Origin of the sequence: Klebsiella sp. GW_Kp182, assembly GCF_040062275.1 — a bacterium.
Taxonomy (GTDB): Bacteria; Pseudomonadota; Gammaproteobacteria; order Enterobacterales; family Enterobacteriaceae; genus Klebsiella; species Klebsiella michiganensis.
In genome coordinates this window covers 49,734-62,787 of record NZ_JBEAFQ010000053.1, presented here as the reverse complement: position 1 = coordinate 62,787, position 13,054 = coordinate 49,734, and the positions used below count along the sequence as shown (strand labels likewise).

The following is a 13,054-nucleotide window of genomic DNA, read 5'->3' as shown; positions in this document are numbered from 1 at the left end:
CCCAACACTACTTTTATGATGCAGGTTTATCAGCTCAGGGATCGTAAAGCGGTTGATGCCGCCGATTACCAGACGCTGCTGCGCAAGGCAAATACGGTATCTACGCTCACCTGGACGAGCAGGGGCGCTACCGGGTGAAGCTGGACTTTGACCGGGAAGGGACAGAGCCGGGCTACGGCTACCTGTGGCTGCGGATGGCGAAGCCGTACTCTGGTGATACATACGGCTGGCACACCCCACTCACCGACGAGACGGAAGTGGCAATTGCGTACAGCAACGGTGATATTGACCTGCCGTACATCGCCCATACGCTGCACGATTCTGAACACCCGGACCACGTGACCCGCGACAACCACACGCGCAACGTGCTGCGCACCCCGGCGAACAACAAGCTGCGGATGGAGGATAAGCGCGGTGAGGAGCATATCAAACTTGCCACGGAGTACGGGAAGACCCAGCTCAACAGCGGGCATCTGGTGGACAGCCATGGGCAACGTCGTAGTCAGGGAACGGAGCTGCGCACCGACGAGTGGGGAACCCTGAGAGCCGGGAAGGGGCTGTTTGTCAGCGCGGATGCGCAGGTGAAGGCGCAGGGTGAGGCCCTGGACATGGATGCCGCGCTGAAGGAAATCGACCGGCTTAACCAGCAACTGCAGCAGTTGGAAATCGCGGCGGCGCAGGCGCAGGCGCTGAAGGGCGATGTCGACAGCCAGATAGAGATGTTTGAGCAGCGGCTGAAACCGCTCAATGAAGCGGTGCTTTTCTCGGCGCCGGAAGGCGTGGCCCTGACCAGTGGTGAAGATATGCAGCTGGCCGCTGAACGGAACCTTGCGCTAAACGCCGGAGAAGACTTCAGTGTTGGAGTGATGGGCAATGCGACCGCTTTGATCGGGGAGAAGCTGGGGCTCTTTGCCCGCACCGGTCAACTGAGCCTGAAATCCGGGGAAGGGCCAATAGATGTCCAGGCACAAAACGCCAGTATGCGGTTGTTCGCTGAGAAGAAGCTGACGCTGAGCTCAGCGAGTGACATCTCCTTTGCCGGAAAGAAACGTATCACCCTAATTGGTGGTGGCAGTTACCTGAAGCTTGAGGCCGGGAAGATCGAGTATGGTACGACAGCATCGTATTTGCGCAAAGTGAAGCGGACTATGTTTGCTGGTGCAACCGATCTACCAATTGAGTCAATGAAGCAGATGACAATGATCATTCAGTATTACGACAGAAAGTTAAATTTCTCTTCAAATGTCAATTATCGTGTTGAAACATCGGATGGAGAGGAACTACTTTCTGGCTTCGGCACAGATGGATACATAGACAAAAGAGACAGTGAACATGAATATTGGATATTTGTAAGCTGAGCAATAATACCATGAAAAAAATAAATATTGAAATAGATGGAACCCCCTATCTGATAGTTACAAAGGATGGAAAGACTGAGCTGGGCATAAAAGGAAAAACAACTCCAGAAAATGACAGCACACCTCATGACATTAAAGTACCAAACGTTTTAATTATCACCAGAAAAAACGGTGAGGTTCTATTTGTTTTACGAGGTGCCGAAGAGGATGGGTTTTCAATATTAACGGCTCAAACCCTTTATGATCATTTTCAATATCAATGGTTTGAGCCGTTAGCAGATAACTATAGGGAATTACTTTTTATTAATGACGCAGACTATGCTAAAGAAGCATATAAAATATTTACATGGGATGATATAGCTAAGTTTTCCTTGATTGACAGACCATCATATAGTTTTTATAAAAATATGGAAGGAGATTGGAAGCAGAACCCTGAAGGTGGAGCAGGATATCTTTTGGTATTAATCTCCGACATCCCCTATTGGACGGACGCCGTGGGCCAGATACCATTTGCCGTTGACACCTACCGTAGCACTCAGAGCATAACTAAAACAGTACAAATCGGAATTGAATGGGGTGCAGGTACAATAACAGGGAGTGAGGACTATTCCAATGAGTATGATAATTATTTCGTATTAAGAGGGGCTTTATTTGCTAGCAAGAATTTTACATATAAAGTAACATCTACGGGAAAATCTTATCCAGCAGTTGAAGTTAAAGAAATAAGTAACTCAGTAAAAGCAGAAATGCTTGGTGCCCCAATAAAAAATAGTGAGTTGGAAAAATATGGAATTTGGAAAAAATAAAACCATTGCAATAAATATTCTAATTGCAGTCCTTGGATGCATTCTTGTTGTCACTGTTCATTATTTCGGCTACAAATGGTATATGGATCATTTCACTACTCGAAGTAGAGGTGTTGGTCTTGGATTTGTAATGTTATACATGCGGTGCATTATTATTCCAATAATATTTCTCTCAGCCTTCATTAAATTAAAACATTCAATACCCATCCTTGGTGTGGCTTTTGTATTTATGTTTTATACATGGTATGGAACAAATCCACTTCGCGTAATGTTGATGTTTGGTTCCTCATTATCCGGTTACGCAATAATTATTCTTGCAAAAAAATTAAAACGAAATATAGGATAATTCCTATTCCTTAGGACCTAAACCTCTATCATTTTATATAATTCGATATATTATGAAGCAAAAAGCGCCCTCCTTAATATGAAATTCTTACTGGCAACTTTACAGGGGATCTTCCCCTTGAAGTTGTAAACGAAGAAGATCAGGTCATTTTATCTGTACTGGATAACATCCAGCATATTTTGAACGCCCGGGCCGGGACCATATCCCATCTCCCAGATTATGGTTTGCCGGATATGACCAAGATTCTGCAAGGCATGCCCGGGACAGCCCACGAGCTGATCGATACGTTGGCCGGTGTACTACTCAAGTATGAACCTCGTTTACAGTCACGCAATGTGACCCTACTCGAACAGCAAGTGCCGTGCCTCTTTCCGGATGCGGAGCGGCAAAAGTGTGCACGGCATGGTGACCCGCCTGGAATGGCTTTCCACCTCAAAGGACCAGTCTCACTACCGGCTTACGCTCAGTTCGCGCCTGGCGCTCCTGGGATACACCCGACAGTGCGCGGTATATCAGAATCAGTCCGTTCCTGAGGTGGTTGAGCGGGTGCTGCGTAAACACGGTCTGGAAGGTCCAGATTTTGAATTCAGACTGGAGCATACATACCCACCGCGTGAAATTATCACTCAGTGGCAGGAGACGGATCTGCAATTCATCCAGCGCATTCTGTCTGAGGTGGGAATTTACTGGCGCACGGAGATGGACGACGTGCGCGGTCTGGATACGTACATTTTTGCCGACAGCCAGCTTAACTACCAGTTTGATGTGCGCCTGCCGTACAGCGAGCCATCGGGGTTGTTCGACGGCGCGGCAGAATCGGTCTGGGATGTGCGGACCTGGCACAACATAGCCACCGGCACTGTCGTCACGCGGGATTACAACTACCGGACCGCCACCACGCCGATGGATGCGGCGGTGAGTGTGCGCAGTGATGCGGTCACCACCGGGGAGCATTACCGCTACGCGGCACCTTATCGTGAAGCGGGCGATGACGCCAGCCCGGAGCCGGAAACCGAATCTGGCGCATTCTACGCCCGACTTCACCACGAGCGGGAGCTCAACAGGTCGGCACGCATTCACCTGTTCAGCAATGCTGCACACCTCACTCCCGGGCAGGTGCTGGAGCCGCAGGGCGATGTCATTACGGCCCTGCAAGAAGGCGTGATCCTCACGCTGGTGACCTTCCGTGGCGCCCGTGATTCCCGTCTGCATGTGTCAGTCTGGGGCCAGCCTTACACCGAGCGTTACTGTTTCCGCCCGGCGGAAATCCCGCGTCCGGAAATTCACGGCACGCTTCCGGCCCGGTTTGAGAGCCGGGAGAAGAACGATATATACGCTCACCTGGATGAGCAGGGGCGCTACCGGGTGAAGCCGGACTTCGACCGGGAGAGCACGGAGCCGGGCTACGGCTATCTTTGGCTGCGGATGGCGAAGCCGTACTCTGGTGATACATACGGCTGGCACACCCCGCTCACCGACGGTACCGAAGTGGCCATCGCGTACAGCAGAGGCGGCATCGACCTGCCGTATATTTCCCACACTTTACATGACTCTGAACATCCGGACCCCGTTACCCGTGACAACCGCACCCGCAACGGGCCACAGCCCCGGCAAACAACACGCTGTGGATGAGGGACTGCCGGGGAGAGGTCCGGTCAAACTCGCCACGAACTCCCTTTATCTCGTCTCTGTGGGTTGTGCCCACCGCCATTTCAGCTCCTGAGCGCTTTCGGGCTCGTCAACGCATTCTTCCTCCCGTGCTCGTTTCTTGTTCACGATGGCGATGACATGGTGAACAGCGATCTTTTCTTCAAAACAGTGGCTTCAGCGTGTTTTTGTGATTTTTGTCATATTCATATCAGCTGTCATTTTTTAGTTCATTTGATGAAATGCCTTTTCATTACGTTATTTAACAGCTCAATTGTAAGGCCGATCGCAAAATTTACCCTGATGGCAATATCCATAAGCGCGATTGATGTTCGCCCGGCGCCAGCGGGTGTTATTTTTGTGTGCAAGAAAACGCAACACTGAGGGGTTAAAAACAAAAAAATTAATGTTTTCTTAATATTCCCGCCCAACAACCTTTATCTCTTTAGCCGCGTCTCACGAATCTCCCTTTAAATTACGCCATCGTCACAAAAGCCGTAAAAAAACAAACCCCGGCGTTGCAAGGCTCTGGCGTCCCGCTATATGTTAAATTTAAGTTTAATAATTGATATCTCAAGGTTGATTTTATGTATATGAAAATTAGTGGCTTAGTGATTTCACTGACGGCAGCTATCTCCGGACAGGTCCTTGCCGCAGTTCCTCAGGGCTATCCGGCGGATTATCAAAAGGTGGTGGATGCCGGGATTAAAGAAGGCAAAGTGGTTATCTATTCAACGACCGATACCAAGGCCGCAGGCCCGTTAATTAAAGGGTTTGAAGCGCAATATCCCGGCATTAAAGTTGAATATAACGATATGAACAGCACCGAATTGTACAACCGCTATATCAGCGAACAGGCGGCGGGCGGCGGCAGCGGCGACGTGGTCTGGAGCTCTTCCATGGATACGGCGCTGAAGCTCGCCACCGATTACGCCGAAGAGTACGCCTCGCCGGAGCGGGATAAGCTGCCAAAATGGGCGGTCTGGCAACAGAAAGCCTACGGCACGACCTACGAGCCGGTGGTCTTTATCTACAATAAGCGGCTGATCCCTCAGGGCGAAGTACCGGACTCGCATACCGCGCTGGCGAAGCTGATCGCCGGCCAGGCCGATAAATTCAAAGGTAAGGTCACGACTTATGACATTGAAAAATCGGGTCTGGGTTTTATGCTGGCGGTACAGGACAGCAAAGCCGATGCCAGCTACTTTGACGATCTGGCGGGCATAGCGAAAGGCGGCCTGACCGTGCAATCGTCCACCGGTACGATGATGGAGCGCGTCTCCTCCGGGGAAAACCTGATTGGCTACAATATTCTCGGATCCTACGCGGAGGCGCGGGCCAAAAACGATCCTTCGCTCGGCATCTCCTATCCGAAAGATTATGTACTGGTGCTCTCGCGGGTCTCTTTTATTACCGCAGAAGCCGAGCACCTTAATGCCGCGAAGCTGTGGTTTGATTACGTGCTGTCGGAAAAGGGACAAAGCATCCTGGCGAACCAGGCCGATATTCCCTCCCTGCGCAATGATATCGAAGGTAAAAATGATATCGACGGTATGACCAAAATGCTCGGTAGCGCGCTGAAGCCTATTCCGGTCGATGAAACGCTGCTGGCGTATCTTGAGCCGAAACAACGACTGGAGTTTATCAAACAGTGGCGCACCGCCGCGGCGAAATAACCCTCCGGCGCTGCGCATCATTTCAGGATGCGCAGCCCGCTTAACGCCCGCCAGGTTTAAAGGGATCGCTTATGAATGTCTTACGTCGAAAATGGCAGGGTTTGCCGCGCGGTATCGTCGTCGTGATGACGGCGCTGGCGATTTATGTCCCGCTGTTATTTATCGTGGTGCAGAGCTTTCTCTCGGCGCCTTTTTTTGCCCGCACGAAATCGTTCAGCCTCGAAGCCTTCGCCTTCATCTTTAGCGACCCGGATTTTTATCTGGCGCTCAAGTCCGGGTTTATTCTGGCCTTTGGTCTGGTGGCGATTGCCATCCCCCTCGGCGGGATCCTCGCCTTTTTAATGGTACGTACCGATTTACCCGGGCGGCGGTTTATCGAGCCGCTGATTCTGGTACCGATTTTCGTTTCGCCGATGGTACTGGGCTTTGGTTACGTGGTGGCGGCCGGGCCGGTGGGCTTCTTTTCGCAGTGGGCCGAGCAGCTGATCGGCTTCGTGCCGTGGAATATTTACTCGATGTTCAGCATCGTGGTAATTGCCGGGCTGACGCACGTTCCGCATGCCTATCTCTATATCTCTTCCGCGCTGCGCAGCGTCGGATCGGATGTCGAGGAGGCCGCGCGGACGGTGGGCGCATCGCCGCTGCAGGTGATGACCTCGGTGAGCCTGCCGATGGTGCGACCGTCGATACTCTACGCCTGCGTACTGCTGTTTTTCCTCGGCCTGGAGGTATTTGGCCTGATGCTGGTGCTGGGCGATCCGGAAGGCAACATGGTGCTGGCGACCTATCTCTATAAGCTCACCAACAAGCTCGGTACGCCTTCTTATCACCTGATGGCGGCGGTGGCGGTGGTCCTGATCTGCATCACCGTTCCGCTGGTGATGCTCCAGCGCCGCCTGATGCGCACCGCCAACCGCTTTGTCACCATGAAGGGAAAAGCGTCCCAGGCCCGCGCGCTGCCGCTGGGGAAATGGCGCTGGGTCGCCGGGATTGTGGTGGTGGCATGGCTGACGGTCACCATTGGGGTGCCGCTGATCGGCGTGGCGCTGCGGGCCTTTATTTCAAACTGGGGCGTGGGCGTTTCGCTGTGGGATGAACTCTCGCTGGCGACGTTCCGTAACATCTGGCAGCAGCCGAATCTGCTGCGCGCCATCGTTAACTCCATGGCGATTGGGGTGATTGGCGGCGCGCTGGCGGTGGTCTGCTATCTGTTCGTGGGCATCGCGATGCACCGCAAACCGGATAACGTCACGCGCTTTCTGGACTATAGCGTGCTGGTGCCGCGCGCGGTGCCCGGGCTGCTGGCCGGGCTGGCGTTTCTGTGGGTATTTCTGTTTCTGCCGATGTGGCTCGATCAGTCGCTGAAAAACGGCTGGCTCTCGGCGCTGCCGGTGGCAGACTGGCTGCGTGAACATCTGATCGTTCAGCTGCGCGCGCTGCGTAACACCATTTTTAGCGTCTGGCTGGCCTATACCGTCGTATGGATGGCTTACGGGCTGCGGCTCATCTCCTCGACGCTGCTGCAGGTAGCGCCGGAGCTGGAGGAGGCCGCACGCAGTACCGGCGCATCGCGCGGGCAGATCACCCGCCACGTCACGGTTCCGCTGTCGCGCTACGGCTTAATCGGCTCCTGGCTGCTGATGTTTCTTATCTTCGAGCGCGAATATTCCACCGGGGTTTATCTGCTCTCTCCGGGCACCGAAACCATCGGTTCGATGCTGGTGTCGCTGTGGGCGGCGGGGGCTATCGATATCGTTGCCGCGCTCTCCTTTATTAATATTCTGCTGGTGGTCGTGGGCCTGGGTATCGCCCTGCGCTTTGGAGTGAAATTACATGATTGAATTATCGGTAGAAAACCTGCATCTGACCTACGGTGATAATCCGGTGCTCAAGGGCGTGTCAATGGAACTGAAGCGGGGTGAGGTGGTCTCGCTGCTCGGGCCATCGGGCAGTGGAAAAACCACGCTGCTGCGGGCGGTAGCCGGGCTGGAGAAGCCGACCAGCGGCATTATCACTATTGGTAAAACCCGCGTCTATGACGGCAACCCGCGTAGCGAAATCCCGGCGGAGGCGCGCAACCTGGGGCTGGTATTTCAGTCCTACGCGCTGTGGCCGCATAAAACGGTGTTTGAAAACGTGGCGTATCCGCTGAAGCTGCGTAAGGTTGCCGCCGCGGAGATCAAGCAGCGGGTGCAGACCGTGCTTGAACAGCTGGGTCTGGGGCATCTTGGCAATCGCCATCCGCACCAGCTCTCCGGAGGGCAGCAGCAGCGCGTGGCCATCGGCCGGGCGCTGGTTTACAACCCGCCGGTAATTCTGCTGGATGAGCCGCTGTCGAACCTTGACGCCAAGCTGCGGGAAGAGGCGCGGGTCTTTTTGCGCGAGCTGATCGTCAAGCTGGGGCTGTCGGCGCTGATGGTCACGCACGATCAGAACGAGGCGATGGCGATTTCCGATCGCATTCTGCTGCTCAATAACGGGGTGATCGAGCAGCAGGGAACGCCGCAGGAGATGTACGGTAGCCCGAGAACGCTATTTGCCGCCGAGTTTATGGGCAGCAATAACCGGCTGCATGGCACCGTCACCGCTCTGGATAATGGTCGGGCGCGAATTGAGGGCGCCAGCTGGGCGCTGTGGGGGATGGGCGGGGAGGGGGTCAAGGTGGGGGAAGAGGCGACGGCGGTGATCCGCGTTGAACGCCTGCGCATCGCCTCAGCGCCTGAGGAGAATATGCTGGCATTGCCGCTGCTGACCAGTATGTATCTCGGCGACCGCTGGGAGTACCTGTTTCGCACCGAGGGCGATGATTTCGCCATTCGCGCCTACGGCAGCGCGCTGCGCGATGCCGAGCGCTGCCATCTGGCCTTGCCCGTCAGCGACCTGTGGATCTTCCCTAAAGGGTGAGATAAAAAAGCCCCGGCGCTGAAGCCGGGGCAAACCATGTCAGAGCTTATTTATTATTAGCTAAATACCATGCCGCCATCGATCAGCAGCGATTGGCCGGTCATATAGTTGGAGTCCGGACCGGCGAGATAAGAGACGCAGGCCGCGACGTCTTCCGACTCGGAAAGCCGTCCAAGGGTAATGCGTTTGGCGAACTCCTGGGTCCCGTAGCCCAGCGGTTTACCCGCCGCTTCGGAAACCTGACGGTCGATTTCCGCCCACATTGGGGTTTTAACGATCCCTGGGCAGTAGCCGTTAACGGTAATTCCCAGATGCGCCAGATCGCGGGCGGCGGTTTGCGTCAGGCCGCGCACGGCAAACTTACTTGAGCTATAGACCGCCAGTTCCGGGTTACCCACGTGGCCCGCCTGGGAGCAGGCGTTGATGATTTTGCCGCCGTGGCCCTCTTTTTTAAACGCCTCTACCGCGGCCTGGATACCCCAGATAACGCCTTTGACGTTGATATTGTAGACTTTATCGATCACGTCCTCGCGAATCTCTTCGATAGGCGTGGAGGGGGCCACCCCGGCGTTGTTCACAATCACGTCAAAACCGCCCAGGCCCTTCCGCGCCTGTTCTACGGCGGCAAAAACCTGGTCGCGTTTAGAGACATCCACCTTCACCGCCAGCGCCTGGCCGCCGCCGCGGTTAATTTCATCGGCGACCGCCTGTGCGGTGGCGTCATTGTAATCGGCGATAGCCACGGCAAAACCATCTTTAACCAGGCGAAGGGCGATAGCTTTCCCGATGCCCTGGCCCGCGCCGGTCACGAGTGCGACTTTTTTCATTGCTGGATTCCTTCTGTAGTAACTCAAAGTATTTGACTGAGATGAAGCTGGCCCATCAGCAGCGGGTTGTCGCTGTAATCAACGGGGATGGCGACCACGGCGGGGCCGTCGACGTCCATCGCCGCCCGCAGCGTCGGCTCAAGGGCGGCAGCGCTCTCTACCGCAAACCCTTTGGCGCCGAAGGCTTCGGCGTAGGCTTTAAAGTCCACCGGACCGAACTCAACGCCGGAGAGCCGCTGGTATTTTTTCTCTTCCTGAATCGCCACCATGTTGTAGCCGTTATCGACCCAGATGATATGCAGGACGTTAGCTTTTAGCCGTACGGCGGTCTCCAGCTCCATACTGGATTGCAGGAAGCCGCCGTCGCCGGAAACCGAAACCACTTTGCGCTGCGGGTTCACCAGCCAGGCGCCAATCGCCCACGGCAGCGCCACCCCCATGGTCTGCTGGCCGTTGGAAATCATGACCTGACGGGCGCGGAAGCTGTAGAGATAGCGGGCGATCCAGATATGAAAGCTCCCCATATCGACGGTCAGCGTCACGTCGCTGTTGACGATGTCCTGCATGGCGCGAACGATGCGCAGCGGATGAAGGGCAAACTGGTTCAGCTGCGCGCCGCGGCGGTCGAGCAGCTCCCGCTGATGCTGGCGGTCAACCAGGATCTCGGCGGCCTGCGGCGACAGCACCAGCTGGTGGTCGATACGCTGAGAGAGTTTGTTTAGAGTGGCGGCAATATTGCCGACCAGCTCGATGTCCGGGGTATAGTTGCGCTCTTCGTAAGCCGGCAGCACGTCGATATGCACCAGCGTGGCGTTGCCGTTATTCCACATGGCCGGTTCGTACTCCACCGGGCTATAGCCGATGCAGATGACCAGGTCGGCGAGATGCAGGAGTCGATCCCCCGCCTGGTTATTGAACAGCCCAACCCGCCCGGCGAAGCGGGTAAAGTGGTCCTGATTCACCGCGCCGGCGGCCTGATAGGTGCTGGTAACCGGGATATGGCTTTTTTTCAGCAATTCACGCAGCGCCGCGCTGTTTTCCGCCTGGCTGGCCATCAGGCCGAGCAGGAATATTGGATTTTTAGCGCCGGCAATCATCTTCGCGACTCGCTCAATGGCTTCGTCCGGCGCCGCACCGGTCTGCGGCGCATCGCTGGCGGGCAGAACCCTGGCGTGGACCGGCCCGTCGACCACGTCCTGCGGCAGGCTGACGAAGGCGCTGCCGGGACGTCCCTGCTCGGCGGCGCGAAACGCGTTGGAAACCACTTCCGCCAGCGCTTCCGCGGCGGTGACTTCCACCGAGTATTTGGTTACCGGACTAAACATCGCCACCGTATCCATACTCTGGTGCACCTGTTTGGCCTTGTCGGCGCGTTTTACCGCACCGCCCAGCGCCACCACCGGGTCGCCTTCGCTGTTTGCGGTGGCCATGCCGGTAATCAGGTTGGAGCAGCCGGGGCCGGACGTGACCAGCGCGACGCCCGCTTTCCCGGTGATGCGGCCAACCGCGGCGGCCATAAACGCGGCGTTGGCTTCGTGGCGTACCGGAATAATGCGAATGGAGGAGTCCAGCAGCGAATCGAAGACTTTATCGATTTTGGCCCCTGGAATGCCGAACACCTGTTGTACGCCCTGCGCCTCAAGCTGGCTGACGATAAGGTCGGCGCCGTGCGCCCACTGGCGCGGTTGATGTTGATTATCCACGAGAATCTCCTTAGTTTTCGACTGAGCGAATGGCGGCATCAAGATTGTCAGGATGCAGATCCGCCTGCAGGAAGGCGCTATCGGCAGGAAGGTCAATCATCAATTTGTGGATCTCACCAAAGGTCAGCACGCCGTGGTCGAGCTGATAATCGAGCAGATGGCCGCCGCCCTGGCGGTCATCGGTGATGAAGTGTTCGTGGTAGCCGGCAACGTTAATGCCCTGCATATGCTGCGGCGTGCGAAACCCCACCAGTACCCCTTCGCACTGGTTGAAGCGGAAAACGGGCTGGTCGTCGAGCACGTCGGTCATCGCCCGGTAGGGCGGCGTCTGGCGCGGTACGGTGCGGGTATGGGCGTGGCGAAAATGGCCGTTGATACGCAGGGCGCAGAACAGATTATCGGAGGGGATTTGCCGGTCGATAATGTCGTGCAGCTGTTCGCGGCTGACCGGTTTATCAAACGTTTTGCGGTACTGCGGCTGAAACCAGGTCATCACCGCGAAGGGCGTACGCTGCTCCATGCGGGCTTTGCGGGCGCTGCCGTCGGCGCGCAGCTGGTAAACCTCGCTGCTAAACGCGATCAGCTCGCCGTCCAGTTCATTAAAGGTGCCCAGGCCGAAATCGCCGTGGGTGAGCAAATCGGCGATGGTGGTATTGCCCTCGTAAACGCCGCTCAACAGCGCGCTCATCAGAGAAGTCTGGTAGATGACGCTATCGGGATGTTGCGCGGAAAATCCTCGTAGAGTTTCACACAGGCTCTGTTCGCAAGAGCATTCAGCAGAATGGTTCATTACCCGCTTCCTCGTTCAACGAATATCAGAAAGGTTAAATAAATGTTGACCCGATTCAGCTCACAGTTCCAATATAGAATCTATGATTGTTTGAGACGTTTTCGATATGGAACTTCGTTATCTGCGCTACTTCGTCGCCGTCGCCGAGGCGCGACACTTCACTAAAGCGGCAAAAGAACTCGGCATCTCCCAGCCGCCATTAAGCCAGCAAATACAGCGACTTGAACGGGAAATTGGCACGCCGCTTTTCCGCCGTTTAACCCGCGGCGTCGAGCTGACGGAAGCGGGGGAGTCGTTCTATGAGGATGCCTGCCAGATCCTGGCATTAAGCGACGCGGCGCTGGAAAAGACCAAGGGGATCGCCCGGGGCTTGAACGGCCGACTCTCGCTGGGCATTACCAGTTCTGATGCCTTTCATCCGCAAATCTTTAGCCTGCTCCAGCAGTTTCAGCACAGTCACCCGGGAGTCACGTTACATCAGGTCGAGGGCAATATGGCGACGCTAATGGGGGCGCTTGGCGAAGCGGAGCTGGATATCGCTTTTGTGCGCCTGCCCTGTGAAAGCAGTAAAGCGTTCAACCTGCGAATTATCGACCAGGAGCCGATGGTGATTGCGCTGGCGCGTTCGCATCCGCTGTCGTCCCACAGCGAGCTGACGCTGGAGCAGTTAACGGACGTGGCGCCGATTCTTTTCCCGCGGGAAGTGGCACCGGGGCTGTATGAGCTGGTGTATAACAGCTATCTGCGCGCCGGTATTGATATGCAACGAACGTATCAGTCATCGCAAATATCGTCGTCGTTAAGCATGGTGGAGGCCGGATTCGGGTTTGCGCTGGTGCCGCAGTCCATGACCTGCATCACGCTACCTAACGTCAGCTATCACCCTTTGTCGGGCACGCCGCTAAAAACCGATATTGCTATCGCCTGGCGACGCTACGAGCGCTCGCGCACGGTGAAGCGTTTTCTGGCCATGTTTTAATCCGCTCGGTAGCGCCTG

General features: G+C 55.6%; 9 protein-coding genes and 4 pseudogenes. 10 read left to right on the top strand and 3 right to left on the bottom strand.

What is annotated here, in order from left to right:
• Positions 1-15: 15 nt before the first annotated feature.
• The 9 genes and pseudogenes from ABLU88_RS22920 to ABLU88_RS22880 form a co-directional block, all read left to right on the top strand.
• Positions 16-99: pseudogene (locus ABLU88_RS22920) on the top strand (type VI secretion system lipoprotein TssJ); the annotation flags it as partial.
• Positions 99-1,358, top strand: a pseudogene (locus ABLU88_RS22915) (DUF2345 domain-containing protein); the annotation flags it as partial. The pseudogenes ABLU88_RS22920 and ABLU88_RS22915, both read left to right, overlap by 1 nt.
• An 11-nt stretch (positions 1,359-1,369) precedes the next feature.
• Positions 1,370-2,164: a hypothetical protein gene (locus tag ABLU88_RS22910; RefSeq protein ID WP_025105883.1), complete on the top strand. Its 795-nt coding sequence runs from the start codon at positions 1,370-1,372 to the stop codon at positions 2,162-2,164.
• A complete protein-coding gene (locus ABLU88_RS22905) occupies positions 2,145-2,510 on the top strand; it encodes a hypothetical protein (RefSeq protein ID WP_129896993.1) in 366 nt (121 codons plus the stop codon). Before ABLU88_RS22910 ends, ABLU88_RS22905 begins: the two co-directional genes overlap by 20 nt.
• 83 nt (positions 2,511-2,593) lie before the next feature.
• Positions 2,594-2,872, top strand: a pseudogene (gene tssE / locus ABLU88_RS22900) (type VI secretion system baseplate subunit TssE); the annotation flags it as partial.
• 13 nt (positions 2,873-2,885) lie between these two features.
• Positions 2,886-4,159: pseudogene (gene vgrG / locus ABLU88_RS22895) on the top strand (type VI secretion system tip protein VgrG); the annotation flags it as partial.
• 585 nt (positions 4,160-4,744) lie between these two features.
• Positions 4,745-5,833, top strand: coding sequence for an ABC transporter substrate-binding protein (locus ABLU88_RS22890; RefSeq protein ID WP_004851647.1), 1,089 nt, complete (start codon positions 4,745-4,747; stop codon positions 5,831-5,833).
• A 71-nt stretch (positions 5,834-5,904) separates the two neighbouring features.
• Positions 5,905-7,674, top strand: a complete 1,770-nt coding sequence (locus ABLU88_RS22885; protein ID WP_025105882.1) for an iron ABC transporter permease — start codon at positions 5,905-5,907, stop codon at positions 7,672-7,674.
• Positions 7,667-8,737 (top strand): ABC transporter ATP-binding protein, encoded by a 1,071-nt coding sequence (locus tag ABLU88_RS22880; protein ID WP_182157876.1) that lies wholly within the window; start codon positions 7,667-7,669, stop codon positions 8,735-8,737. The genes ABLU88_RS22885 and ABLU88_RS22880 overlap by 8 nt, the downstream gene beginning before the upstream one ends.
• A gap of 56 nt (positions 8,738-8,793) precedes the next feature.
• Here ABLU88_RS22880 and ABLU88_RS22875 read toward each other — a convergent pair whose 3' ends face one another.
• The 3 genes from ABLU88_RS22875 to budA are packed head-to-tail and all read right to left on the bottom strand — an operon-like array spanning position 8,794 to position 12,057.
• On the bottom strand, positions 8,794-9,564 hold the full coding sequence (locus tag ABLU88_RS22875) for a (S)-acetoin forming diacetyl reductase (RefSeq protein ID WP_224237493.1): 771 nt from the start codon (positions 9,562-9,564) through the stop codon (positions 8,794-8,796).
• 23 nt (positions 9,565-9,587) lie between these two features.
• On the bottom strand, positions 9,588-11,267 hold the full coding sequence (gene alsS, locus ABLU88_RS22870) for an acetolactate synthase AlsS (protein WP_014838692.1): 1,680 nt from the start codon (positions 11,265-11,267) through the stop codon (positions 9,588-9,590).
• Between the two features lie 10 nt (positions 11,268-11,277).
• Positions 11,278-12,057, bottom strand: coding sequence for an acetolactate decarboxylase (gene budA, locus ABLU88_RS22865; protein WP_182157877.1), 780 nt, complete (start codon positions 12,055-12,057; stop codon positions 11,278-11,280).
• Between the two features lie 106 nt (positions 12,058-12,163).
• Here budA and ABLU88_RS22860 point away from each other — a divergent pair, with 106 nt between their 5' ends.
• The gene (locus ABLU88_RS22860; RefSeq protein WP_014229640.1) at positions 12,164-13,036 is read left to right on the top strand and encodes a LysR family transcriptional regulator; all 873 of its coding nucleotides are present in this window, start codon (positions 12,164-12,166) and stop codon (positions 13,034-13,036) included.
• Positions 13,037-13,054: the final 18 nt, after the last annotated feature.

Bases quoted from the DNA above. Each gene is read 5' to 3' on its own strand.
- ABLU88_RS22905 (WP_129896993.1), top strand. From the start codon at position 2,145: ATGGAATTTGGAAAAAATAAAACCATTGCAATAAATATTCTAATTGCA.
- ABLU88_RS22880 (WP_182157876.1), top strand. From the start codon at position 7,667: ATGATTGAATTATCGGTAGAAAACCTGCATCTGACCTACGGTGATAAT.
- ABLU88_RS22885 (WP_025105882.1), top strand. From the start codon at position 5,905: ATGAATGTCTTACGTCGAAAATGGCAGGGTTTGCCGCGCGGTATCGTC.
- ABLU88_RS22875 (WP_224237493.1), bottom strand. From the start codon at position 9,564: ATGAAAAAAGTCGCACTCGTGACCGGCGCGGGCCAGGGCATCGGGAAA.
- ABLU88_RS22860 (WP_014229640.1), top strand. From the start codon at position 12,164: ATGGAACTTCGTTATCTGCGCTACTTCGTCGCCGTCGCCGAGGCGCGA.
- ABLU88_RS22910 (WP_025105883.1), top strand. From the start codon at position 1,370: ATGAAAAAAATAAATATTGAAATAGATGGAACCCCCTATCTGATAGTT.
- budA (WP_182157877.1), bottom strand. From the start codon at position 12,057: ATGAACCATTCTGCTGAATGCTCTTGCGAACAGAGCCTGTGTGAAACT.
- ABLU88_RS22890 (WP_004851647.1), top strand. From the start codon at position 4,745: ATGTATATGAAAATTAGTGGCTTAGTGATTTCACTGACGGCAGCTATC.